Below are 21,211 nucleotides of genomic sequence, written 5' to 3' on the forward strand. Positions count from 1 at the left end.
TGCGAGTCTGCCCGCGAATTACGCGAACGGACGCGAGGCAACGCGGCCGGAGCCACGTTGGACGTCTGGCGGCGTGGGTGCTCATCGCGGTTGCCACGCTCTCGCTGGCCGACGCGCCGGCAGCAGCTGACGCGAAGCTCGAGCCACGCGCCGTGGCCGAACTGATGATGAGCGCGATCGAGCTGCCCGGCTGGACGCTGGCGGAGCCGCCGCGCGTCGCGGCCGGACAGGATCTCTTCGAGCTGATCGACGGTGGGGCCGAGATCTATCAGGAGTATGGATTCAAGCGGGTGGAGTCCCGCCGTTACGAACGCGGTGCGGCGTCGCTGCAGATCGAGCTCTACCAGATGGCTGACGTCTCGGCGGCGTATGGCATTTACTCGATGATGCAGTCGCCGCGCGGCACGCCCGTGGACGTCGGGCAGGAGGCCCGGCTGTTCCGTGACTACCTCATGTTTTGGCAGGGCGACTTTTATGCGTCGCTGACGCTTACGGGAGAGGACGCGAACGCAGCGCAAGCGTTGACGGAGGCGGCGCGAACGATCGCGGCGCGCATCACCACCGTCGGCGAGCGGCCGGCGATCATGCGGTGGTTGCCGGAAGCGGGGCTGCAGGACGGCAAGTATCTGCGCGGTCCGATCGCGCTCTCGAATGTTTATGTATTCGGAGCGGGCGATGCGTTTGGCGCGATTGAGGCGGCCTGCGGTGTGTATGCGGATCGCCGCGAGTTCATCTTCAGCTATCCGCGTGATGAAGCGGCGAGTGCGCGGCTGGCAGGCGTTCGCGAGGCGATGATGAACGACGGAGCATATCGAGGGTTCGCTCAAACGCCCGAAGGCTTCGAGTGCCGTGATGCGGATGGCAGAAGGATTGTCGCCGGTCGCGACGGCAGCCGGCTGCTTGTGCGCGTTCAGGAAACTGCCATCGAGGCGGGTCGATAGTTGCGAGCTCTCGCCGTGGTAGCGGAAGCGTGAACTTTTCGCTGCTGCCGGCAGGCGAAATGCTGACGCGTTCCGCTACGGGCGAAGGCTCTAGCCCATCCGGGCCGACGATGTCGGGGCCGCCGCGACAAGGTCGCTCCGCCGCAGGCGGACGGAAATTTCGGACTGAGCTTCACTCCTGTTCATGAAATTTCCGAGCTAGGGGAGTCGAATGCCGGAGCTGTTCGATTTTTCGGCAGACCCTTACCGACAGCGTTCAGTTCACGAACTGCACGCAGACGACGCGGGGCACGGCGACGGTCGGACCGGTGCGGGTGAGCCGGCCGGTCGCGGCATCGACACGAAAGACGGCGAGCGTGTTCGAATCCATGTGCGCGCAGAGCAGCCAGCGTCCGTCCGGCGTGAGCGAAAAGTTGCGCGGCGTCTTGCCGCCACACGGAACGATCTCGACGCGCGTGAGTGAACCGGTTTCGGCATTCCGCTCGAATACCGCCAGGCTGTCGTGACCGCGGTTCGCGGCGTAGACGAAACGACCGTTGGGATGCACGCGGATTTCGGAGGTCGTGTTCTGGCCCGAAAAATCCGCCGGCAGCGTAGACACGCGTTCGAAGGGCTCAACGACACCGCGCGGCGCATCGTAGCGGCAGGAGGTGACGGTGCAGTCGAGCTCGTCGAGCACGTAGAAGAACGTGCCGTCCCCGGAAAACTTCGTGTGTCGCGGACCCGCGCCGGGCGCGAAGGTCGCAAACGCCGGCTCGTGCGGTGCGATGCTCCCGTCCTCCGGCGAGAGGCGGTAGGTGAACACGCGATCGACGCCGAGGTCCGCCACGAAGGCGAAGCGATTGTCGGGCGAGAGCGTCACCGAGTGCGGATGCGGCTTTTCCTGACGGGCGGTGTTGGGCCCCAGTGGGCCGGTCTGCGGCAGTAGCGTCATGACTGGTCCAACGCGTCCATCAGCCAGCACCGGAAACGAGGCGACATATCCGCCGCCGTAGCTGACGGCGACGAGCATGCGGTGGGTGGCATCGAGCGCGAGATGGCAGAGCGAGCGTTGTCCGGTGGACTCGATGTTGAGCAGCTGCAGCCGACCGGTTTCGGGTTCGAGCGCAAACGCGGCGACCGCCCCGGTGGGCTTCCCATCCGCGCCGGGCACACGCGCCATCGAGTAGACGAAGCGCCCGTTCGGATGCAGCGCGAAGAACTCGGGGTACGACAGCTCTGCCGCGAGCTCGGGCGTGGAGAGTGCGCCGGTGTCGGCATCGAGCCGCACGACGTAGATCCCGCGGCTGTCCCTGTCGGTGAACGTTCCCAACAGCGCAACGTGTTCGCGCGCGCGCAGCAGCCCGCCGGCGCCGAGCAAGGCAATGACAACGAGGAGACGGAGCATGCCGAAGCTTGGGCGGCCGGGCTCCGCATCGCGAGCACTTCCCTGAGCCAGATGCCAATGGCTGAACGCTGCGGACGGCGTCCGCGCGGTGGCGGCACGTTGCCGTCTCAAGACCCGGCCCGGTGCGCCGATAGGCTGGAGGTGCTCACCACTCAGCTGCCGAATCGCCGCGGCCGTCCCGCCCGGGTGTGTCCGCATGCGGCCGCTCGTCCCATTGCAGCCCCGTTGCTCCCGGTGAAATTGCAGCCTCACCTTCGGTTTTCCTCTGGCGCGCGCCTGGTCGCGCCTCGCGGCCCTCGGTCTTGGCCTGTGCGCGCGGCGTGGCTGGGGCTGGTCGCTGCACTCCTCGCGGCCGTCACGCCGGCGTTCGCGCTGGATCCGGCCAAGTCGATCCGCCAATTCAACGTGCAGAGCTGGACGCGGCAAACCGGCTTGCCGGCCGACAAGATCGGCGACGTGGTGCAGACGCCCGACGGTTTCATCTGGCTCGGCACGCAAAACGGGCTGGTGCGGTTCGACGGCCTCGAGTTCAAGGTGGTGCCGATCACCCTGCCGTACGCCGGCGGTCAGGACGTCGCCAAGCTCTCCATTGCGCCAGATGGGGCGCTCTGGTTCGCGATCAACCGCGGCGGGTTCGGCCGCTTTGACGGCCAGAAATTCAGTCCCATCGACGACGCTCGCTTTCAGGATCCACGAATCGCGGCGGGCACGATCCTCGTCGGCCGCGACGGCGCGATCTGGACCGGTACCGTCAACGGACTCAACCGGTGGGTGAAGGACCGGCCGGCGGAAAGTTTCTATGCGGAGAGCGTCCAGCCGAGCGGGACCGTGCTTGCATTGCACGAAGACGCTGCGGGGCGCATGTGGGTGGGGACCGGAGGCAGCGGACTCTATTATCACGATGGCAAAAGCCTGCATGAGCTGCGCGACGAGTCGCTGCGCGGGTATTCGACGGTCGCCCTGACGAGCGATGCGCGCGGGGCAATCTGGTTGGCGACGGCGCGATCCTTGCGCCGACTCGCGCCGGGGGCCGAGCGAACCGAGGTCCTGCTCACGGAGATGCCGGTGAGCGCTGTGCTCGTGGATCGGCAGGGCGTGGTCTGGTTCGGCACGACGAGCCGGGGGCTCGGTCGATACGCCGATGGCGAATTCACTTTCCTCGGCAAGGCGGAAGGGCTGGCGAGCGACAACGTGTTCAGCCTATTCGAGGACCGCGAGGGCAGCCTTTGGGTCGGCACCCCTGAGGGGCTGAGCCAGTTGACGGACCTGAAGTTCCCGATCTTCTCGAAGCCCGAGGGGCTGCTCGAAGGCAGTGCCATCGCCGTGACTCCGGCGCGGGCGGGCGGCGTGTGGGCGGCGATGGCGTCCGGGGTGTCGTATTTTGACGGGCGGCGGGCGCACAACATCACGGATCGCGAGTTGCTGCCGAATCCCTACCAGCGCACGATTTTTGAAGCGCGGAACGGCGACCTCTACGTGGGCGACGGCGATCGGAACATCCATGTGTTCCGCGACGACAGGCTGCTCTACCGCGTGCACACGGAGTTGTGGCCGGATGCGATGACGGAGGACCACGAAAGCGTGTTGGTCGGCGTGGGCTGGATGCTCTACCGGCTGCGCGAGGGCGGATTGCAGCCGTTCGAATTCCAGCCGGGGCAGGATCCCAATCTCGGCTGGATCAACCGGCTGTATGTCAACGCCGACGGAACGATCTGGGCGGGGACCAACAGCGGAGTGGCGCGGATTCGCGACGGATTGGTGACACGCTGGAGCCCGGCGCAGGGGCTGTCGTCGGACCGCGTGCACTTTGTCTTCGTCGACGTCGACGGCGCGGTGTGGGCGGGACTGCCGACCGGACTCGCGCGGATCAAGGATGAGCGTGTAGCGAACGTACGGTTGGCGGACGGGCTGCCGGATCAACGGATCTTCGCGATCGTGCCGGACGAGGTAGGAAACTTCTGGATCTCATCGGGTCGCGGCGTATTTCGGGCTGCGCGCGAAAAACTCAATGCGATCGCGGACGGACAGCCGGTCGAACTCGGGGCCGAGCTGTTCGGTGGGCTCGAGGCGGTGAAGTTCACCGACCGCACGGATCAGGGCTTCTCGGGCTGCCGCTCGAACGACGGCCGGATCTGGTTTCCCAATCCCCTCGGCGTGATGACGATTGATCCGACGAAATATTTCCGGAACCCGATCGCGCCGCCGGTGCATCTGGAGCAGGTGCGGGTCAATGGCGAGGAGCGTCCCGTCACGGAGAAACTGGTGCTGCAGCCCGGAGAGAATCGGGTCGAGTTCACCTTCACCGCGCTGAGCTACATCGCGCCCCGCAAGTTGCGCGCCCGCTACCGGCTGCACGGGCTGGAGGAGGAGTGGGTGGACGCGGGCCCGCGGCGCTCCGCGCTCTACAGCCGGCTCGCGCCGGGTAACTACACGTTTCAGGTGCAGGCCTGCAACGCCGACGGCGTCTGGAACACGACGGGCGCGGAACTGAGCTTCCGGCTGCTGCCGCCGTTCCATGAGACCGGATGGTTTTATGCGCTCTGTGGACTCGTGAGCCTCGCCGCGGTGGTCGGCGGCCACCGCTGGCGCGTCCGGCACATGGAGGTTGCGCGGCTGAAGCTGCAGGCCGAGCGTGACCTCCTCGAAACGAAAGTCACCGAGCGCACCGCGGAGTTGGCGCACGAGCACGCGCTCCTGACCACGCTGCTCGATAGTTCGCCCGACCAGATCTATTTCAAAGACACCGAATCGCGCTACCTCAAGGCGAGCCAGGCGCGCGCGGAAGCGCTTGGGTTGAGCTCCTCGGGTGCGCTCATCGGCCGGTCGGACGCCGAGTTGATGCCCGACAGCGACGTGCGGGCAGCGCTCGCCGGCGAACAGGAGATCATCCGCACGGGCCAGCCGCTGATTGGCCAGGTCGAGGTGGAGTCGGAGCAGGCCGGAAACAAGCGCTGGCTCCTCACGAGCAAGATGCCGCTGCGCAACAAGGCCGGCGAAATTATCGGCACGTTCGGCATCTCGAAAGATATCACGATGCTAAAAGAGGCGGAGGCAAAGCTGATCGAGGCGCACCGGCAGCTGCTGGTGACCTCGCGCCAAGCCGGCATGGCCGAGGTGGCCACGAGCGTGCTCCACAACGTCGGCAACGTGCTTAACAGCGTGAACGTGTCGGCCTCGCTGGTGAGCGAAAAAATGCGCAACGCGCGGCTCGACCACCTCGAAAAGGCGGTGGCCATGCTCCAGGCACACGCGGGCGACCTGGCGGAATTCCTGGTGAGCGATCCGAAGGGCCGGAAACTGCCGGAGTTCTTCGCGTTGCTTTCTTCGCAGCTCACGGCCGAGCGCGACGAGATCGCCCGCGAACTCGAGCACCTGCGCAAGAATGTCGACCACATCAAGGAGGTGGTCGCGATGCAGCAGAGCTACGCCAAGGTGGCGGGAGTCGCGGAGAGCATGCCGCTCACGGACGTCGTCGACGACGCATTGCGCATGTATGAACTCGAGCTCGCCCGACATCAGATCACGCTCGATCGCGACTACCAGGCTCAGCCGGTGCTGCGGACCGACCGGCACAAGCTGATGCAGATTCTGGTGAACCTGATCCAAAACGCCAAATATGCCTGCAAGGAAAGCAACCGCCCGGACCGGAAGATTATTCTCCGTGTGACCCAAGCGGACGGGCGCGCGCGGGTGGCAGTGGTGGACAACGGCATCGGGATTCCGCGCGAATCGCTCAGCCGGATCTTCGCGCACGGCTATACCACGCGGAAGGACGGCCACGGCTTCGGGCTGCACAGCGGCGCCCTGGTCGCGAAGGAACTTGGGGGCTCGTTGACGGCCGAGAGCGGCGGAGCAGGGGAGGGCGCGACCTTCACCGTCGAGTTGCCACTGCAGGCGTCCGCAGGGCAGGAGTCGAGCCCCCCACCGGCGGCGTCCATTTCGTAGCCCCCGCCTTCGTCGGTGCGCGGACTATGCTCCTGCGGCAAGGTCTGCTGGCGGGGCGCTCCGGTCGAGCGGGCGGGGAGCTAGCCGAAGCGGCGCGCGAAAGAACGCCGCTGGTGATCTACCAGCCGAACCCGGCGGCGGAACCCGGCGAGAGCCGCATCAGGAGTTCGTTGCGACGGTTCACATCGTGCTGAAACGCACCGTGCAGCACGTTGACCTTCATCACCGAATGCGTGTCGCGCACCCCGCGCGCCATCGCGCACATGTGCTTGCCCGCGATGAACACGGCCGCGCCGAGCGGCTGCACCAGGTTTTCGAGAAACTCGGCGATGAGATGCGCCGTGCGCTCCTGGTTCTGCCACCGCCGCGCAAAGTGACCGGCGATCCGCGGCAGCTTTGACAGGCCGATGATCTTCTTGTCCGGAATGTAGGCGATCGTGATGGACATGATGATCGGCAGCAGGTGGTGCTCGCAGAGGCCGACTTCGTGAATGCCTTCCACGATCACCATGTCGTTGCACACGGCTTGGTGGCACTCGGCCTCGAACATGGTCAGCAACCGCTCGGTGCCGGTCCGCGCGCCCTCGGTCATCTCCACCAATGCCTTCGCGGCGCGCAGCGGCGTGTCGCGCATTCCCGCGGAGCTCAGATCGCCACCAATCTCCGTGATGATTGCGGCGTAGTGGCGGGCGATCTCGGCTAGATCAGGTGCGTGCGCGACGACCGAGAGGTCGCGGGGTGATTTTGTGTCCATGAGAAAAGGTGAGGTGGAGCTGCGGCGACGCCCGCCGGAGCTAGCCGCTGGGTGTTGAGGTTGGTGTAGCGACCGGGATTCGGTGCATGAGTTCTTCGGTCGAGAAGGGCCGTTGCGCCGCGATCAGTTCGCGGGCGGCGTCCACCTGGCCAAACTGGTTCCAGAGCAGCACGCCGCGAACGCGCCCCTGATCGAGATAATAGACCACGCCTTCTTCGTTGGAGCGGGTCCAATTCGCGACCGTTTCCAGGTGCGGATCGAGGTCGCCGACGGCCTCGTAGCCAAATTCGAAAAGATCGGAATAGAAGAACGGCAAATGATGGTAGGGCTCGTTTGCGCCGGCCATGTTGCGACCGGCCAAGCGGCCCATCGTATTCGCGTTGTCCTCGTGCTCGACGCGCAGCCGGCGGTGCAGGAATGGACTCGGGAACGCTGCCACATCACCTGCGGCGTAGATGTCCGGATGGGTCGAGCGGAGAAACTCGTCGACCACGATGCCGTCGTCGAGGCCCAGCCCGATGGTGCGGGCGAGCTCGACGTTCGGTTCCGCGCCCACGCCAGCCACCACGCCGTCGACGAGGATTTCGCCGACGCTGTCAGTCCTGACGACGAGCTGCGAACCGCGTTCGTCGATCCCCGACACCCTCGTGCGCGGCAGCACCTCCACGCCTTTCCGTCGATAGTGTTCGGTGACGTGGTCCGCGAGTCCCGCGGGAAAAATGCTGCCGCCGATCCCGTGCCCTGGGAAAACCATGACCACCTGCTGGCCGTTCATCGTGAGCGCAGCAGCGATTTCGGATCCGATGAAGCCGGCCCCGATCACGGCGAATCGTCGCTTCGGGCCCGTTGCGGCCCGGAGCCGGTGGTAGTCCGCCAAAGTCCGGTAGTAGATCACCCGCTCGCTGGCGGAATTGAGTCGGCGTGGACGCACGCCCGTCGCCAGCAGGAGCTTGCTGTAGTGGTAGACCTCTCCCGCATCGTCGAGCACCTGCCGGCGGCCGACGTCGATCTGCAGGACCGTGCGTCCCAGGTGCAGCGCGGCGTTTTTCTTGTCCGTATGGCGGGCCACGGCCTCCAGCGGCTGCTCCTTCCACAACCCTTTGCTGAGCGGTGGGCGATCGTAAGGTCCATCTGGCTCGGCGCTGATCAGCCCAATCCTGCCGGTCGCGTCCAGCTCCCGGATTCCGGCAATCGCCGAATCCGCCGTCATGCCGCCGCCAATGATCAAATAAGTATAGTCTTTCATCGTGTGTGGTCGACTCGCCGCGAGGTGGCGATGAGTGCTGGCGTGATCGCGAGCTCTGCCTGGTGCGGCGGTCCTCCAGCGTATTGGATGCGGCGGGCTTTCGCGAGTTACAGGCGCAATTGATCGGCTGACGCGATTTCGCTGACGGTGCGGCGCGATTGTTCGAAAAGAGGCGGGTCGGCTCTGGATTCCGGCGCCGCGGGGCATAGTCTGACCTCATGCGCTCTCCAGTCACCCTCGTCTTCCTGCTCCTGATGTCCGCCACCGCCGTCCTTGGCGCCGAGGCGGTGCCCGCAGGCTGGTTCCTCTGGCCGGCGGTCGAGCCGCAGGACGGCAGTGCGCTCGATGCGAGCGAGCTGAACGCCAGACCCGCCGGTTCGCTCGGCCGTGTCGAGGTGCGGGACGGACATTTCGTCACGGAGCAGGGCGGCGCGCTGCGATTCTGGGGCGCTAATCTCAGCAGCAACGAAAACTTCCCGGACGCCGCCACGGCGGAACGGCTCGCGCGCCGAATGGCGAAAGGCGGCATCAACATCGTGCGGCTGCATCACCTCGACAACAACTGGTCCGTGCAATCGCGCGGCAGCCTCTGGTCGCCCGACGATCCGCGGCGCATCCAGATCGATCCGCAGCAGCTCGACAAGCTGCACCGGCTCGTCGCCGAGTTGAAGCGGCAGGGGATTTACTCGAACGTAAACCTGAAGGTCTCGCGGACGTTTTCGACGGCTGACGGATTCCCGGAATCGATCGCGCAGACACCGACGTTCAACAAACGCGTCGACTACTTTCAGCGCCGGATGATCGAGCTGCAGAAAGACTACGCTCGCCAGCTGCTCGGCACGAAAAATCCCTACACCGGGCTGAGCCTGGCGGAGGACCCGGCGGTGGCGATCGTCGAGATCAACAACGAAAACTCGCTGCTCGGCCTGCGCACGCGCGACGTCGGTCGCGATCTGGAGAAGTTGCCCGAGCCGTTTCGCGGCGAGCTGACGCAGCTCTGGAATACTTGGCTGGCGAAGAGGTATCCCGGCGTCGAAGCATTGGCTGCTGCCTGGCAGCAGGGGGCCACGCCGTCCGGCAAGTCGGCGCTGACCGGCGATTCCCGCTGGCATGCCGACGCGCAGCCGGGAAATCAGGTCGATCTACTTTCGAACCCGAATGACCAATCCTCCGTGCATTTTCGGGCCGCGCTGAGCGATCGCGTGCGCTGGCGCGCGGCGGCGTACCTCGATCGATTGAACCTGACCGATCGTGCTACCTATACCGTCACCTTCGCCGCCCGCGCCGACGCCGCACGACCGGTGCAGGTGACGCTCGGTCGCGACGAGCCCGGCTGGCGCACGGACAAGTGGCGGACCCGCGGACTCTACGCCACGATCGATTTGAAACCGGAGTGGCAGGAGTTCCGGTTCGTGGTCAACGCGCACTCGGTGGTGGACGTCGGCTCGCGTTTCTCGGTCACTGCCGGTCATCAGCCCGGCGAGGTGTGGGTGAAAAACCTGCGGATCTATTCCGGCGCGGCGCAGATCGGGCTCCGTCCGGGACAGTCGCCGGCGGACGGCACCGTGCCGATCCCGGTCGGCGCAACACCTGCGCAATGGGGCGACTGGCTGGCGTTCCTCGTCGACACGGAGGTCAGCTACGTGGCGGAGATGCGGCAGTATCTCCGTGACGAGCTGCACGTGCGCGTCCCGATCGTGTGCACGCAGGCCAACTACGGCGGGATCGCGGGACTGGCGCGCGAGCGCGCGTCCGAATTCATCGATGCGCACGCGTATTGGCAGCACCCGGATTTCGGCGGCTGGAACAATGCCTACGACCTCGGCAATTTCACGATCATCAACACGCCCCAGGTTGCCGAGTTCTCGCCGCGCTGGGCCGGCGAGATCGGCGGGATCGCGCTGCTGCGCGTGAGCGGGAAGCCTTTTAGCGTGACCGAAATCGACAACCCGGCGCCGAGCGATTTCGCCTGCGAGATGTATCCGCTGCTGGCCGGCTTCGGCAGCGTGCAGGACTGGGACGCAATTTACCCGTTCGACATCGTTGGATTGGGTGCGGAAGAAGAGGGCGGCCCCATCCGGACGTTCTTCGATCAAAATCATCATCCGGTGAAGTGGGGCTTCGCTCCGTTTGCGACGCGGTCGTTTCGTCAGCACCTGATCCCCGTGGCTCAAGCGGCGCGGGAACTCTTCGTGCGCGCGCCGGTGTGGCAGGAAGCGGATCACGTCGACGTCGCGTGGCTGCGGGCGCAGCCGGGCGAGGATCTGGGATTTCTCACGACGCGGTTGAGCGTCAGCGAGCGACTGCTCGGCAGCGGAGAGAAGACGCATGTCGTGCGCTCGGCGGCCGGCGTCACCCCGGCTACGATGACGCAGACCCCGCGCGGAGCGGTGTTTCTTGCGCAGGCGCCACAGGCGGCCGCGATTGTCGGCTACGTGGGCGGCGGCAGCGCGGAAGCCGGGGCGCTGGCGATTGCGTCCGATGAGTTTGGGCTGAACTTCGCCGCACTGACCGCCGTGGCGCTCGACGGCCGCGCCCTGCCGGACGCGGACCGATTACTCGTCACGCTCGGCGCACGCGCGGAGAATCAAGCCGTCAAGTGGAACGCCGTGCGCACCTCGATCGGTGAAAGCTGGGGCCACGGTCCCACCATCGCTGAGCGTGTACCGGCGACGGTGCGGCTGCGCGTCGGCGCGGGGGCGGCGCCGCGCGTGTTCGCGCTCGCGCCGGACGGGAGTCACGCGGCGGAAGTCCCGAGCGAAGTGCGCGACGGCTGGCTCAGTTTCTCCACGCGGGAGGGCCCGGCCACGCTGCACTACGAGATTGTGCGGTAACGCCGGTCTCCGACCGGCGCTACGGTTCCGGGCTGCGTATCAGGCCTGCGAGGCGAGGGGTGTAGCCGGGGTCGCCGACCCCGGTCCGGCCTCATACTCCTTTGCGGAAGCGATGAAGGACAGGCGACCGAAGCCACGTAAAGCGGCAGCCGGTTCGCGGTGGTTTTGATCCGGCCTCAGCGAGGCCGGCTACAGGGAGGCGCGGACGCCATGGCGCGGCGGTAGATCTCACCCTGTTGGCGATCTCGTGTAAAATCGTCGCGACGATCCGAACTGGTCTTGTATTTGCTTTTTTTCGGCCGCAAAGCCGCTAGGCTCGAAGTTGGTTTCAACCAGGAAATCCATGAAAAAAACGACCAAAGTAACCAAAGCGCTCACCCCGGCGAAAAAGACCACGAAGACCGTCCGCAAGACGAACCCCGTGCCTGCCGCTCCGGTGGCGCCCACGGCGGTTGTCACGACGATCATGGCCAACATTGACGTTGGATTCGGCAACTCGCTGTTCATCCGCGGGGAAGGCCCTGGCCTGAGCTGGGAAAAGGGCGTGCGGATGGACTGCGTGGCCGACGATCGCTGGTCCGTTGAACTCGGCGAATCGGCCCGACCGTTCGTGTTCAAGTTTCTCATCAACGACGAGGTCTGGTGCACCGGTGAGGATTTCACCATCGCCCCTGCCTCGCATGTCACCCTCGCGCCGGTTTTCTAGACGAGCGACAGCAACCCGCGAGCCAGGCCGATCATGTAACGGCAGGCGTCCCCGCCTGCCGACCGTAGCGCGTGGAAGCCGGCAGGCACGGAGGCCTTCCGCTATCTGCGTGAGCGCAGGAATTCGGATCAGGCGGAGGAGCTTGAATACCGTCTAGCCGCGATCCGGGTTCAGCGCGAGCAGTCGGGAACGGATGAGCTCGATCGCGGCATCGCGATCCGCGAGCCGTTCGTTCTCGATCAGCTCGCAGTGCAGTCGCACGCGCGAAAACGGCAGCGGCAGGTAAAAACGATCCCAGCTTTTGAGCTGCCACGCCGAGGTAAACTCGCCGCCGATCAGCAGCACGGGCGCACCGGTGCGGCGCGGCACGATCACGGCGCCAGGCTTCAAATCGTAGCACGGACCGCGGGGCCCGTCGGGCGTGATGCCGATGTCGTGCCCCTCGCGCTGCGCCTGGACCAGCGCGGTGGCGGCCTCGCGGCCAAAATTGCTGGTCGAGCCGCGGACGGCGCGCATGCCGCCGACCATGGCGAAGAACGCGGTCAGCAACGCGCCGTCCTTGCTGGCGCTGATCAGCGCGTAGAGCGGCCGATGCGGTCGGTAGCGGCGGTGAATCTCGGACGCGAGAAACAGTCGGTTGTGCCAGAGCACGAAGGCCACTGGCACGTCGCACTTCGCGCAGTTGCGCACATCCTCCGAGGTGGTCTCGAAGCGCAGGCTCATGCCCCACAACCGCACCAGTCGGACCAGCGGCCACAGTAGAACGCGTTTCCAGCGGCTGACCGTATGCACGGTCGGCGCCGCGGCCGGGGGAGGAGTGTCGGTCATCGCATTCAGACGCAGTGTTGTCAGCGAAACCGCGGCGCACGCCAAGCGAAGATTCGTGCGGCGATGCGCGAGAATGTGCCGTCTTCGCGTCCACGCCGCGCCCCACCGCCGGCCGGGGGTGATACCGATATTGTGTTACAGGTGTAGCATCACATCCGTCGGTGGAGCGAATCGGTTGGCGCCACGCGTTCGTGGGAGCGCGGCCGTCCTTGGCCGCAAGGGATTGAGCCAGCGGATCGAGCCCGGAGCCCGGCCGCGGCGCAGTTCACGAGCGGGAGGCCCAATGCCGCCCAACCGCGGAAGAACTTGGTGGGCGATTCGCCCGTGCCACTTGGAACCGAAGCCTTGACCGCGGCACGTATCCAGATCTCTTGCCGACGAATGCCGCTCCGATTTCCGCCCTGTCCCACGCTTCCGGTCGCGCCGGGCGAGCTGGACTGGCGGACGCTGCATGCGTTTCGAGAGCAGCATCGCAGGGCGGAATTCTACGCGGCCTGCCTGGCCTATGCGCAATCATTGTGGACGCGGGGATTGGCCGCGCGGGCGATGCTCTGCCTCGATCGCGCGTTCAGTGCGGAGCTGCAGGGTGACGAGGCCGAGCTTCGATGGTGGCCGCTGCCGTATGCGGCGATGGCGTGGATCATCACACATACGCCCGACGGCGTGTTCATGGGCAATCCGCGGGTGCATTTCCAACACTATGCCGGCCGGGTGAACGAGCCGCGCAAAGAGCAACGCCGCTGGCGCGCGTGGGCCTGCTGGGCGCTGACGCGTAGGATCCGGCCGGATCTTCCCGCCGATCCGCGGCACGCGATCGTCGAGCCGACGGCCGCGGAGATCGAGGCCCGCCTGCGCCAGCATGGGCTTCCGGGCGAACCCGAGCTTTGGCGCGAAGTGATGGGAAGCGCGTCGACGATCGGGCCGACGCTCGGCGGGCGTGCTGCGGAGTCGGCCCCTGCCAGCGATCGGATTCGCGGCTGAATCGCGTCCCGCGGATGACTTTTGGCGAGCCTGCGCTAAGGTGCAGGGTGGATTTGCAGACAACAACGGACTCCCTTTTCGAGCGACTCGGCGGCCGGCCGCAGTTGATGCGGCTGCTGCGGCATTTTTACGCCGACGTGCGCCAGCACCAGGAGATCGGCCCGATCTTCGCCGCGCAAATCAGCGATTGGCCGGCGCATCTCGAGAAGATCGGGAACTTCTGGTCGAACGTCACCGGCGGTCCGATGCGCTACGATGGCCCGATGCCGCAGCGGCATTTCCCGCTCGGACTCGAACCGCGCCATTTCGAAGCGTGGCTGGATCTGTGGCGGCGTAACTGCCGGATCTATCTGGCGCCGGGGGAGGCGGACGAGATGATCGCGGCGGCTGAAGCCATCGGCGAACGACTGCGCTGGTTGATCGGCCGCAATCAGGCGGCGGGAGCCTGAGCAACGTCGGCTCGCGGCGCCGTCGCGCTCCGCCGCAAAAAAAGCCCGCGACGGTCCAATCGCGGGCTGAACTGATCACCTTCGGAACGTCGCGCCCGAATCCGCCTGCGGCGTGACCGCGTCGGTCGCGACGCGGCCCGTATGGCGAACCGTGCGGCTACGAAGCAGCTAGGTGAAGACGCATGCTACTTCGGCTCAATCGCGTTAGTGCTTTTTCTTCATTTCGTGGCCGCTCTCGAGCTCGTCTTTGCTCAGCGACCCATCCTGGTTCGTGTCCATCTTGGCGAACACCGCTTCGACATGCGCGTTGTGTTCCGCCGTCGTTACCTGGCCGTCGGCGTTTTGGTCCATCAGCTTCAGTTGGCTACTGGCCGACATGTCGTCACGGTGCTTGTCACCGTGGGTGCTGGATTTCTTGGTCTCCAGTTCCGCGGCGGTGATGACGCCGTCGCGGTTGGCGTCCATGGTCGCGAATTTCTGGTTCGCGCCGGCGAGAAATTCCGAGCGCGAGATCTGGCCGTCGCCATTCGTGTCCATCTTGGCGAACTTCTGGCTCGCGTCACCGGCGAAGGCGAGCGGGAGCGCGAACAGGGAAAACACGCCGGCCAGAACCTTTGAATGCAGGGAGGATTTCATGGTTTAGTGGGTTCGGGGATTGCGGTTGCAGCGGCCCGCGAAGGTCGCTGCCGAAGCTTACGCGCGACGCGCGCCGGCGCTACGGGCCCGCCGCCGGGTGCGGCTATCGGAGCCCGGCCTGATCACGCGTGTCATCATCCAGTGCGTGGGCGCGTCCACCCGCGGTCGCGTGGGGCCGGGGCGGCGAAACTGCACGCGGGACATGACTCAAAAATCGCACGAAACGGGCTTGTTGGATCCGCGCGTGAGTCATGAACTTGAGCCATGAGCTACGTCCCTGCGGAGAACCGTTACGCTGCGATGACTTACCGGACCTGCGGACGAAGCGGGCTGAAGTTGCCGGCGATCTCGCTGGGGTTGTGGCACAATTTCGGCGGCGTGACGCCGCTGGAAAACGCGCGGGCGATGTGCCGGCGTGCGTTCGACTTGGGCATCACCCATTTCGACTTGGCCAACAACTACGGGCCGCCGCCGGGCTCGGCGGAGCAGAATTTCGGCGAGATCTTGCGCACCGACTTTGCCGGTTTGCGCGACGAGTTGGTGATCTCCACCAAGGCCGGCTATCTCATGTGGCCGGGACCGTATGGCGAGTGGGGCAGTCGGAAATATCTGCTCGCGAGCCTCGACCAGAGTCTCAAGCGCATGGGGCTCGATTATGTCGACATCTTTTACTCCCACCGCGTCGATCCGAACACCCCGCTGGAGGAAACGATGGGCGCGCTCGATCAGGTGCTGCGTTCCGGGAAGGCGCTGTATGTTGGCATCTCTTCCTACAACAGCCAGCGCACGAAGGAGGCGGCGGCGTTGCTGCGCGAATTCGGCCAGCGCTGCCTGATTCACCAGCCGAGCTATTCGCTGCTGAACCGCTGGGTGGAGCGCGACGGGCTGCTCGACACGCTGGACGCGGAGGGGATCGGCTGCATCGCTTTTTCGCCGCTCGCGCAGGGCATGCTGACCGACAAGTATCTCGCCGGCCAGCCGGCGGACAGCCGGGTGAAAGCGAACACCACGCTCCGACCGGCGTTCCTGACCGAGGAGAATCTCGCGCGGATTCGCGCGTTGAACCAGCTCGCTCGCGAACGCGGCCAGACGCTCGCCCAGATGGCGATCGCCTGGGTGCTCAAGGACCGGCGGGTGACGAGCGCGTTGATCGGTGCCAGCAAACTGGCGCAGATCGACGACTGTGTGGCCGCGCTGAAGAATACGACGTTTTCGGCCGAGGAGCTCGCCCGGATCGACCAGCACGCGCAGGAAGGAAACATCAACCTCTGGGCGGCCTCGAGCGCGGCGTAGCGCATGCGTCACCACCGCCACCCCCAGCCCATGACGAAATCCGCGCTGCCCCGCATCGCCGTCACGATGGGCGATCCGGCCGGAATCGGCCCCGAGACGTGTCTGCGGCTGCTGAACAATCCCGAGCTCGCGCAGGTGGGCGTCCCCGTGGTGTTCGGTGATGTCGGCGTGCTCCGGCGCGTGTCGGCGCTGTTGGGAATCCCATTCTACGCACCGATCCTCAAGCCGGATACGTGGACGCAGGGGTTTGCGGAGGTGATCCAGCCGAGCGTGCTGGATCTGGGCCTGCTCGCGGCCGACGACGTCGTGCCCGGCCGGGTTGACGCGCGCTGCGGCGAAGCGGCGTTTCGCAGCGTGATCGCCGCGATCGAAGCGGCACTGGCCGGGCAGGTCGACGCCGTGGCCACGGCACCGCTCAACAAGGAGGCGATGCATCTCGCCGGGCACAACTACCCCGGCCACACGGAGATTTTCGCGGAGCGGATGCGCGCAGCACGCTCGTGCATGATGCTCACGTCGCCGGAGCTGACGTGCAGCTTCGTCACCGTGCACGTCGGCTACGGTGAGGTGCCGGCGCTGCTCAACGTCCCGCGCATCGTCGACGTGATCGAGCTGACCGCCGAGGCCATGCAGCGGATCCGCGGGCGCGCGCCAAGGCTCGCGGTGTGCGGGCTCAATCCGCACGCCGGCGAACACGGCTTGTTCGGCCAGCGGGAGGAGGAGCGTTTCATCGCGCCCGCCATCGCGGCCGCGCGGAGCAAGGGCATCGAGGTGATCGGGCCGTTGCCGCCCGACACGGCCTTCCTCGCCAGCCGGCGGAAGCAGACGGACGCGTTCGTCTGCATGTATCACGACCAAGGGCACATTCCCCTGAAAGCGCTGGCGTTCGACTCGGCGATTAACACGACGCTCGGTCTGCCGGTGATCCGCACCAGCGTGGATCACGGCACGGCGTTCGACATCGCGTGGCAGGGGCGGGCGAATCCGAACAGCTTGTTCGAAGCGGTGCGATTGGCGGCCAAGCTCAGCGCAAAAGAACCGGCAACTCACCGATGAAGGCAAAGCGCTCCCGCGGCACGGCGCGGCTCTCGGTATGATCGTGGTGCTGGCGGATGACATCAGCGGGGCGGCCGAACTCGCCGGCGCGGCGCTCCGCCGTGGATTCAGCGCGGAGGTGCAGACCAGTTTCCAGCCCGACACCGAGGCCGAAGTCGTGTGCGTCGACACGGACTCGCGCTCTCTGGCGCCGCAGGCTGCGGAAGCGGTCGTCGCCGCGATCGCGCGCCAGGTTGCGGCGGCGCGTCCGGACTGGGTCTACAAGAAATGCGACTCGGTGCTGCGCGGTCACGTGCGGCGCGAAACGCAGGCGGTCATGGCGGCGCTGAACCGGCGGCGCGCCGTGCTGGTGCCGGCAAATCCGTCGCGCGGCCGCGTGGTTCGCAACGGCGAGTATTTTGTCGGCGAGCAACCACTGGATCAGACGGAGTTCGCCCGTGATCCCGAACACCCGCGCACGACCGCGCGTGTCGCCGAGTTGCTGGGTGGAGAGCTCACCGGGGTGGTGGTGCCGAACACCGAGACTCCGGGCGACGTCGATGCCCATGCGTTCGGATTGGATGAAACCACGCTCCCGGTGGGCGGCGTGGATTTCTTTGAGGCGCTGCTGCGTCGTCGCGGCGCAGCGCGCGCGGCGGTGAGCGCAGGCTCCGCGGCATCTGCGGGCAACGGCTCGGTCCTGGTGGTGTGCGGCAGCGCGGCGGCGTGGAGCGTGCGGCGGGCCGAGGCGCGGGCGCGCGGCGTCGCGGTGTTTCCGCAGCCGCACGACGTGGCGGCGATCTGTGCGGCGTGGCGCGCAGCGCGGACGGCGTTGATCGGCATCGGCGATGGTCCGGCGACGAGCGGCCGCAGTCCGGGCGAGTTGGTCAGCGCGCTGGCCGGCACCGTCGTCGAGGTCGTGCGCCGAATCGAGACCGACCGGTTGCTGCTTGAAGGCGGCGCCACGGCGGCCGCCGTGGTACGCGCGCTCGGCTGGACGCGGCTGCGCGCGTGCGAGGTGGCGGCCAGCGGCGTCGGCGTGTTTACGCCGGCGGGCACCGTGCGGCCGCGCGTGGCCATCAAGCCGGGCAGCTATAGCTGGCCGGTGGAGATCTGGCCCGGCCGCTGAGCTCCACGACGCCGTCCCACCATGCAACTGCCCATCAAACGAACGCTGGAGAAACTGCCGGGCGGGCTGATGATCGTGCCGCTGGCGCTCGGTTGTTTGATCACGAATGTCGCGCCCGGCGCGCCGAAGTTTTTTGGCTCGTTCACGGGGGCGCTGTTCACGGGAGCACTGCCACTCCTCGCGGTGTTCTACGTCTGCATCGGTGCGACGCTCTCGCTCGACGCGACACCCTATCTGCTGAAGAAGGGCGGAACCCTGTTTGCGATCAAAGTCGGCTGCGGCGTGCTGGCCGGCGTGGTGTTGGGTCGGGTGTTGGGCGAGCAACCGGTGACCGCGGGGTTCTTCGCTGGACTTTCCACGCTCGCGGTGGTGGCGGCGATCAACGACACGAACGGCGGGCTTTATCTCGCGCTGATGGGGCAATACGGCAAACCGCGCGACGCCGGCGCGTATTCGGTCATGTCGCTCGAGAGTGGGCCGTTTTTGACGATGGTGACGCTCGGCGTGGCCGGACTGTCGGCATTTCCGTGGCCGACGCTGGTGGGCGCGATTCTGCCGCTCGCGGTGGGCATGCTGCTGGGCAATCTCGATCGTGAGCTGCGCGAGTTTCTCGGTCGGGCCGTGCCGGTGCTGATTCCGTTTTTCGCGTTCGCGTTGGGCGCAGGCATCGATCTCGGCAGTGTGTGGCGCAGCGGGCTTCTCGGTGTGCTGCTCGGACTGGGCGTGGTCGTGGTTTCCGGCGTGCTGCTGTGGTGCGGCGACCGGCTCACCGGCGGAAATGGCACCGCCGGGCTCGCGGCCGCATCGACCGCTGGCAACGCTGCCGCCGTCCCGGCGCTGGTCGCCGCGGCGAATCCCGCCTATGCGCCGGCAGCGCAACACGCGACGGTGCTCGTGTCGGCGAGTGTGGTGGTGACCGCGATTGTGGTGCCGTTCGTCACAGCGTGGTGGGCCGCGCGAATGGCTCGCCGGTCCGGCTAATTGCAGCGGGCCGTCGCCGGTGAGCGGCAGGCTCCCGAAACGGTCCGCCAAAAATGAGCCGGGGAGCGAGCCGTTGCTGCAAGTTTCGGGTTGGCCGACGCGCTCAAGCCGGAGACGGCGGCGAGCTGTTGGTCGCCGCGGCGCGGGAATAACGCAGCAGCGCCTGTTGCAGTTCCGCGAGCTTGACGGGTTTGGCGAGGAAATCGTTCATGCCCGCTTCCTGGCAGCGCGCGCGCTCCTCGGGAAAGGCCGCGGCGGTAAGGGCGATTACCGGAAGGGAGGCGGCCTTTTGCCGCAACCCGGGCGAGGACGCCGCTTCGCCGCGAAGCCGGCGGGTGGTTTCCCAGCCATCCAGATTCGGCATGTGACAATCCATCAGGATCAGATCGGGCAGCGGCTCCTGCTGCAGCGCTGCCAGCGCCGCGACGCCATCCGCCGCCAGCGTGAAGGTGCAGCCGAGCCGCGTGAGCTGACGGCCGAGGATCTGTCGGTTGGTCGCGTTGTCCTCCGCAACGAGCACATGCAGGTTCAGGCGGCTCGGCAGCGCTTCCGCTGGGCCAGGCACATGCGCGGGGGCGTCGACCGGCCGAAGGGGAAGCGTGAAGTAGAAGATCGAGCCCTGTCCGGGCGCACTCTCGACCGCGAGTCGACCGCCCATCATCTCGACGAGCCGGAAGCTGATCGCCAGACCAAGCCCGGTGCCGCCGTAGCGACGCGTCGTCGACGAATCCGCCTGGGTGAACCGCTCGAAAATCCTTCGCAAGGTGGTCTCGTCCATGCCGATGCCGGTGTCCCGGATTTCGAACCGCACGGGCCGGGGATCGCCCTCGCCGGCCGCGGTGACGGAAATCTGCACGCGGCCGCCGGCCGGCGTGAACTTGACGGCATTGCCGAGCAGGTTGAGCAGGACCTGTCGGAGCCGGTAACTGTCGGCCTCGAAGTTGCGGGCGACCGCGGGAGCCACAGCGACTTGGAGCTGAACTGCCGCCGTGGCGGCGCGGCTGGCGAGCAGCGCCACAGTGTCGGTGACGGTGGACTCCAGCTCGAACACGTGATCTTCCAGCGTGATCTGCCCGGCTTCGATCTTGGAGAAATCCAGGATGTCGCCGAGCAGGTTGAGCAGCAGGTCGCCGGATTGGGTGATCAGCCGCGCATGCTCCCGGGCTTCCGCCGGTAGGTCGGCCCGCTGGATCATGAGATCGGCGGAGGCGATGATGCCGTTGAGCGGAGTGCGAATCTCGTGGCTCATGTTGGCGAGAAACTCGCTTTTGGCCCGGGAGGCGGCCTCGGCCTGTTGACTCGCTAGCTGCAACTCGCGCGTGCGGTCCGCGACCAGTCGCTCCAGGTTTTCGTTCAGGTTCTGCACCTGCCGCAGCGCCTCCTCGGTCCGGCGGTGGGCCGTCTCGATCAACCGTCCCAGAATGATTCCGAGGCAGAAGAGCAGGCCGAGGACGAGCAGCCCGTCGCGCAGCAGCGTGCCGGCGGCGAACTGCAGGCCCGGCGCGACGGGCACCTTTTGCAGCACGAGCGTGTGGAAGCCCACGTGGCCGGCGACGATGATGGCAAACACGACTCCAGCGACCCACCGCGCCGCGAAGAGGATCGCGAACAGCAGGAAGACGATGTTGAACGCGAAGAGCTGGATGGCGACGCTGAGCGGCTGCTGCGCGGTCATCGTCGCTGCGACGAGGGTGACGGACCCGTGCACGGCGAGCACGAGCGTGAGCGCCAGCTGGTTGGCGGCGCGTGACAGCCGCCCTCGCATCACCAGGCGCAGGCAAAGGAGGCAGGCGACGGCGACGATCAGGTTGAGCACGATACGCGGGCCCAGTGCGGGCGGATCGATCCAAACCAGCTTCGCAATGTTGACCGGCACGAGCACCAGCAACAGCAGCGTGATCCCGGTCAGCATTCGCGCCTTCAGGCCGATGAAGTGGGGCCGGTCCCGATAGGCTCGATCCAACCGACGCAGGCACGAATGGATGAGGCGGAGCGGGAGTGAACGGAGCATCGACGCGGGAGGAAAAGCGCTTTTGGTACCGTTGGCGATGCCTCAGATGCCCCCA

General features: G+C 66.5%; 16 protein-coding genes. 10 read left to right on the forward strand and 6 right to left on the reverse strand.

Annotated features, from left to right (window positions below; translation table 11 throughout):
• Positions 1-77 precede the first annotated feature (77 nt).
• The gene (locus OTER_RS10820) at positions 78-941 is read left to right on the forward strand and encodes a DUF6599 family protein (RefSeq protein ID WP_044891702.1); all 864 of its coding nucleotides are present in this window, start codon (positions 78-80) and stop codon (positions 939-941) included.
• A 256-nt stretch (positions 942-1,197) separates the two neighbouring features.
• On the opposite strand, the gene OTER_RS26180 is transcribed toward OTER_RS10820, so the two are convergent.
• Positions 1,198-2,328 carry a lactonase family protein gene (locus OTER_RS26180; RefSeq protein ID WP_012374959.1) on the reverse strand — a complete coding sequence of 377 codons (1,131 nt, stop codon included), beginning with the start codon at positions 2,326-2,328 and terminating at the stop codon, positions 1,198-1,200.
• 309 nt (positions 2,329-2,637) lie between these two features.
• Here OTER_RS26180 and OTER_RS24080 point away from each other — a divergent pair, with 309 nt between their 5' ends.
• Complete coding sequence (locus tag OTER_RS24080) at positions 2,638-6,273, forward strand: sensor histidine kinase (protein WP_012374960.1); 3,636 nt, start codon at positions 2,638-2,640, stop codon at positions 6,271-6,273.
• Positions 6,274-6,391: 118 nt separating this feature from the next.
• Here the strand turns inward: OTER_RS24080 and folE are convergent, their stop codons facing one another.
• Both folE and OTER_RS10840 read right to left on the reverse strand, forming a co-directional pair.
• A complete protein-coding gene (gene folE / locus OTER_RS10835; protein WP_012374961.1) occupies positions 6,392-7,027 on the reverse strand; it encodes a GTP cyclohydrolase I in 636 nt (211 codons plus the stop codon).
• Positions 7,028-7,067: 40 nt separating this feature from the next.
• Positions 7,068-8,273 (reverse strand): NAD(P)/FAD-dependent oxidoreductase, encoded by a 1,206-nt coding sequence (locus tag OTER_RS10840; protein ID WP_012374962.1) that lies wholly within the window; start codon positions 8,271-8,273, stop codon positions 7,068-7,070.
• A 218-nt stretch (positions 8,274-8,491) separates the two neighbouring features.
• On the opposite strand from OTER_RS10840, the gene OTER_RS10845 reads away from it, so the two are divergent.
• Both OTER_RS10845 and OTER_RS10850 read left to right on the forward strand, forming a co-directional pair.
• Complete coding sequence (locus tag OTER_RS10845) at positions 8,492-11,107, forward strand: hypothetical protein (protein WP_012374963.1); 2,616 nt, start codon at positions 8,492-8,494, stop codon at positions 11,105-11,107.
• A 343-nt stretch (positions 11,108-11,450) separates the two neighbouring features.
• A complete protein-coding gene (locus OTER_RS10850) occupies positions 11,451-11,813 on the forward strand; it encodes a hypothetical protein (RefSeq protein WP_012374964.1) in 363 nt (120 codons plus the stop codon).
• Between the two features lie 153 nt (positions 11,814-11,966).
• Here OTER_RS10850 and OTER_RS10855 read toward each other — a convergent pair whose 3' ends face one another.
• Complete coding sequence (locus OTER_RS10855; protein WP_012374965.1) at positions 11,967-12,641, reverse strand: lysophospholipid acyltransferase family protein; 675 nt, start codon at positions 12,639-12,641, stop codon at positions 11,967-11,969.
• Between the two features lie 381 nt (positions 12,642-13,022).
• Here OTER_RS10855 and OTER_RS10860 point away from each other — a divergent pair, with 381 nt between their 5' ends.
• Together OTER_RS10860 and OTER_RS10865 are read left to right on the forward strand one after the other, a co-directional pair.
• Positions 13,023-13,622 (forward strand): hypothetical protein, encoded by a 600-nt coding sequence (locus OTER_RS10860; protein WP_012374966.1) that lies wholly within the window; start codon positions 13,023-13,025, stop codon positions 13,620-13,622.
• A 14-nt stretch (positions 13,623-13,636) separates the two neighbouring features.
• Positions 13,637-14,071, forward strand: coding sequence for a truncated hemoglobin (locus OTER_RS10865; RefSeq protein WP_012374967.1), 435 nt, complete (start codon positions 13,637-13,639; stop codon positions 14,069-14,071).
• Between the two features lie 204 nt (positions 14,072-14,275).
• On the opposite strand, the gene OTER_RS10870 is transcribed toward OTER_RS10865, so the two are convergent.
• Positions 14,276-14,707 carry an EF-hand domain-containing protein gene (locus tag OTER_RS10870; RefSeq protein ID WP_012374968.1) on the reverse strand — a complete coding sequence of 144 codons (432 nt, stop codon included), beginning with the start codon at positions 14,705-14,707 and terminating at the stop codon, positions 14,276-14,278.
• Positions 14,708-14,971: 264 nt separating this feature from the next.
• Between OTER_RS10870 and mgrA the strand changes: the two genes are divergently transcribed.
• Genes mgrA through OTER_RS10890 form a run of 4 tightly spaced genes read left to right on the forward strand, consistent with a single transcriptional unit; the run spans position 14,972 to position 19,145 of the window.
• Positions 14,972-16,000 (forward strand): L-glyceraldehyde 3-phosphate reductase, encoded by a 1,029-nt coding sequence (gene mgrA, locus OTER_RS10875; protein WP_012374969.1) that lies wholly within the window; start codon positions 14,972-14,974, stop codon positions 15,998-16,000.
• A 30-nt stretch (positions 16,001-16,030) separates the two neighbouring features.
• Positions 16,031-17,056, forward strand: coding sequence for a 4-hydroxythreonine-4-phosphate dehydrogenase PdxA (pdxA, locus tag OTER_RS10880; RefSeq protein WP_012374970.1), 1,026 nt, complete (start codon positions 16,031-16,033; stop codon positions 17,054-17,056).
• Between the two features lie 37 nt (positions 17,057-17,093).
• The gene (locus OTER_RS24085) at positions 17,094-18,164 is read left to right on the forward strand and encodes a four-carbon acid sugar kinase family protein (protein ID WP_012374971.1); all 1,071 of its coding nucleotides are present in this window, start codon (positions 17,094-17,096) and stop codon (positions 18,162-18,164) included.
• Positions 18,165-18,185: 21 nt separating this feature from the next.
• Positions 18,186-19,145, forward strand: coding sequence for a 2-keto-3-deoxygluconate permease (locus OTER_RS10890; protein WP_012374972.1), 960 nt, complete (start codon positions 18,186-18,188; stop codon positions 19,143-19,145).
• A 103-nt stretch (positions 19,146-19,248) separates the two neighbouring features.
• Here OTER_RS10890 and OTER_RS24090 read toward each other — a convergent pair whose 3' ends face one another.
• Positions 19,249-21,156, reverse strand: a complete 1,908-nt coding sequence (locus OTER_RS24090; protein WP_012374973.1) for an ATP-binding protein — start codon at positions 21,154-21,156, stop codon at positions 19,249-19,251.
• Between the last annotated feature and the right edge of the window lie 55 nt (positions 21,157-21,211).

Source organism: Opitutus terrae PB90-1 (assembly GCF_000019965.1).
Classification (GTDB): Bacteria; Verrucomicrobiota; Verrucomicrobiia; order Opitutales; family Opitutaceae; genus Opitutus; species Opitutus terrae.

What these genes read in the sequence shown, in the direction of transcription:
- OTER_RS10850 (WP_012374964.1), top strand. Translation starts at nt 11,451, where the DNA reads ATGAAAAAAACGACCAAAGTAACCAAAGCGCTCACCCCGGCGAAAAAG.
- OTER_RS10845 (WP_012374963.1), top strand. Translation starts at nt 8,492, where the DNA reads ATGCGCTCTCCAGTCACCCTCGTCTTCCTGCTCCTGATGTCCGCCACC.
- OTER_RS24090 (WP_012374973.1), bottom strand. Translation starts at nt 21,156, where the DNA reads ATGCTCCGTTCACTCCCGCTCCGCCTCATCCATTCGTGCCTGCGTCGG.
- OTER_RS10855 (WP_012374965.1), bottom strand. Translation starts at nt 12,641, where the DNA reads ATGACCGACACTCCTCCCCCGGCCGCGGCGCCGACCGTGCATACGGTC.
- OTER_RS10860 (WP_012374966.1), top strand. Translation starts at nt 13,023, where the DNA reads ATGCCGCTCCGATTTCCGCCCTGTCCCACGCTTCCGGTCGCGCCGGGC.
- OTER_RS24085 (WP_012374971.1), top strand. Translation starts at nt 17,094, where the DNA reads ATGATCGTGGTGCTGGCGGATGACATCAGCGGGGCGGCCGAACTCGCC.
- OTER_RS10870 (WP_012374968.1), bottom strand. Translation starts at nt 14,707, where the DNA reads ATGAAATCCTCCCTGCATTCAAAGGTTCTGGCCGGCGTGTTTTCCCTG.
- OTER_RS26180 (WP_012374959.1), bottom strand. Translation starts at nt 2,328, where the DNA reads ATGCTCCGTCTCCTCGTTGTCATTGCCTTGCTCGGCGCCGGCGGGCTG.
- OTER_RS10840 (WP_012374962.1), bottom strand. Translation starts at nt 8,273, where the DNA reads ATGAAAGACTATACTTATTTGATCATTGGCGGCGGCATGACGGCGGAT.
- mgrA (WP_012374969.1), top strand. Translation starts at nt 14,972, where the DNA reads ATGAGCTACGTCCCTGCGGAGAACCGTTACGCTGCGATGACTTACCGG.
- pdxA (WP_012374970.1), top strand. Translation starts at nt 16,031, where the DNA reads ATGACGAAATCCGCGCTGCCCCGCATCGCCGTCACGATGGGCGATCCG.
- folE (WP_012374961.1), bottom strand. Translation starts at nt 7,027, where the DNA reads ATGGACACAAAATCACCCCGCGACCTCTCGGTCGTCGCGCACGCACCT.
- OTER_RS10890 (WP_012374972.1), top strand. Translation starts at nt 18,186, where the DNA reads ATGCAACTGCCCATCAAACGAACGCTGGAGAAACTGCCGGGCGGGCTG.
- OTER_RS10865 (WP_012374967.1), top strand. Translation starts at nt 13,637, where the DNA reads ATGACTTTTGGCGAGCCTGCGCTAAGGTGCAGGGTGGATTTGCAGACA.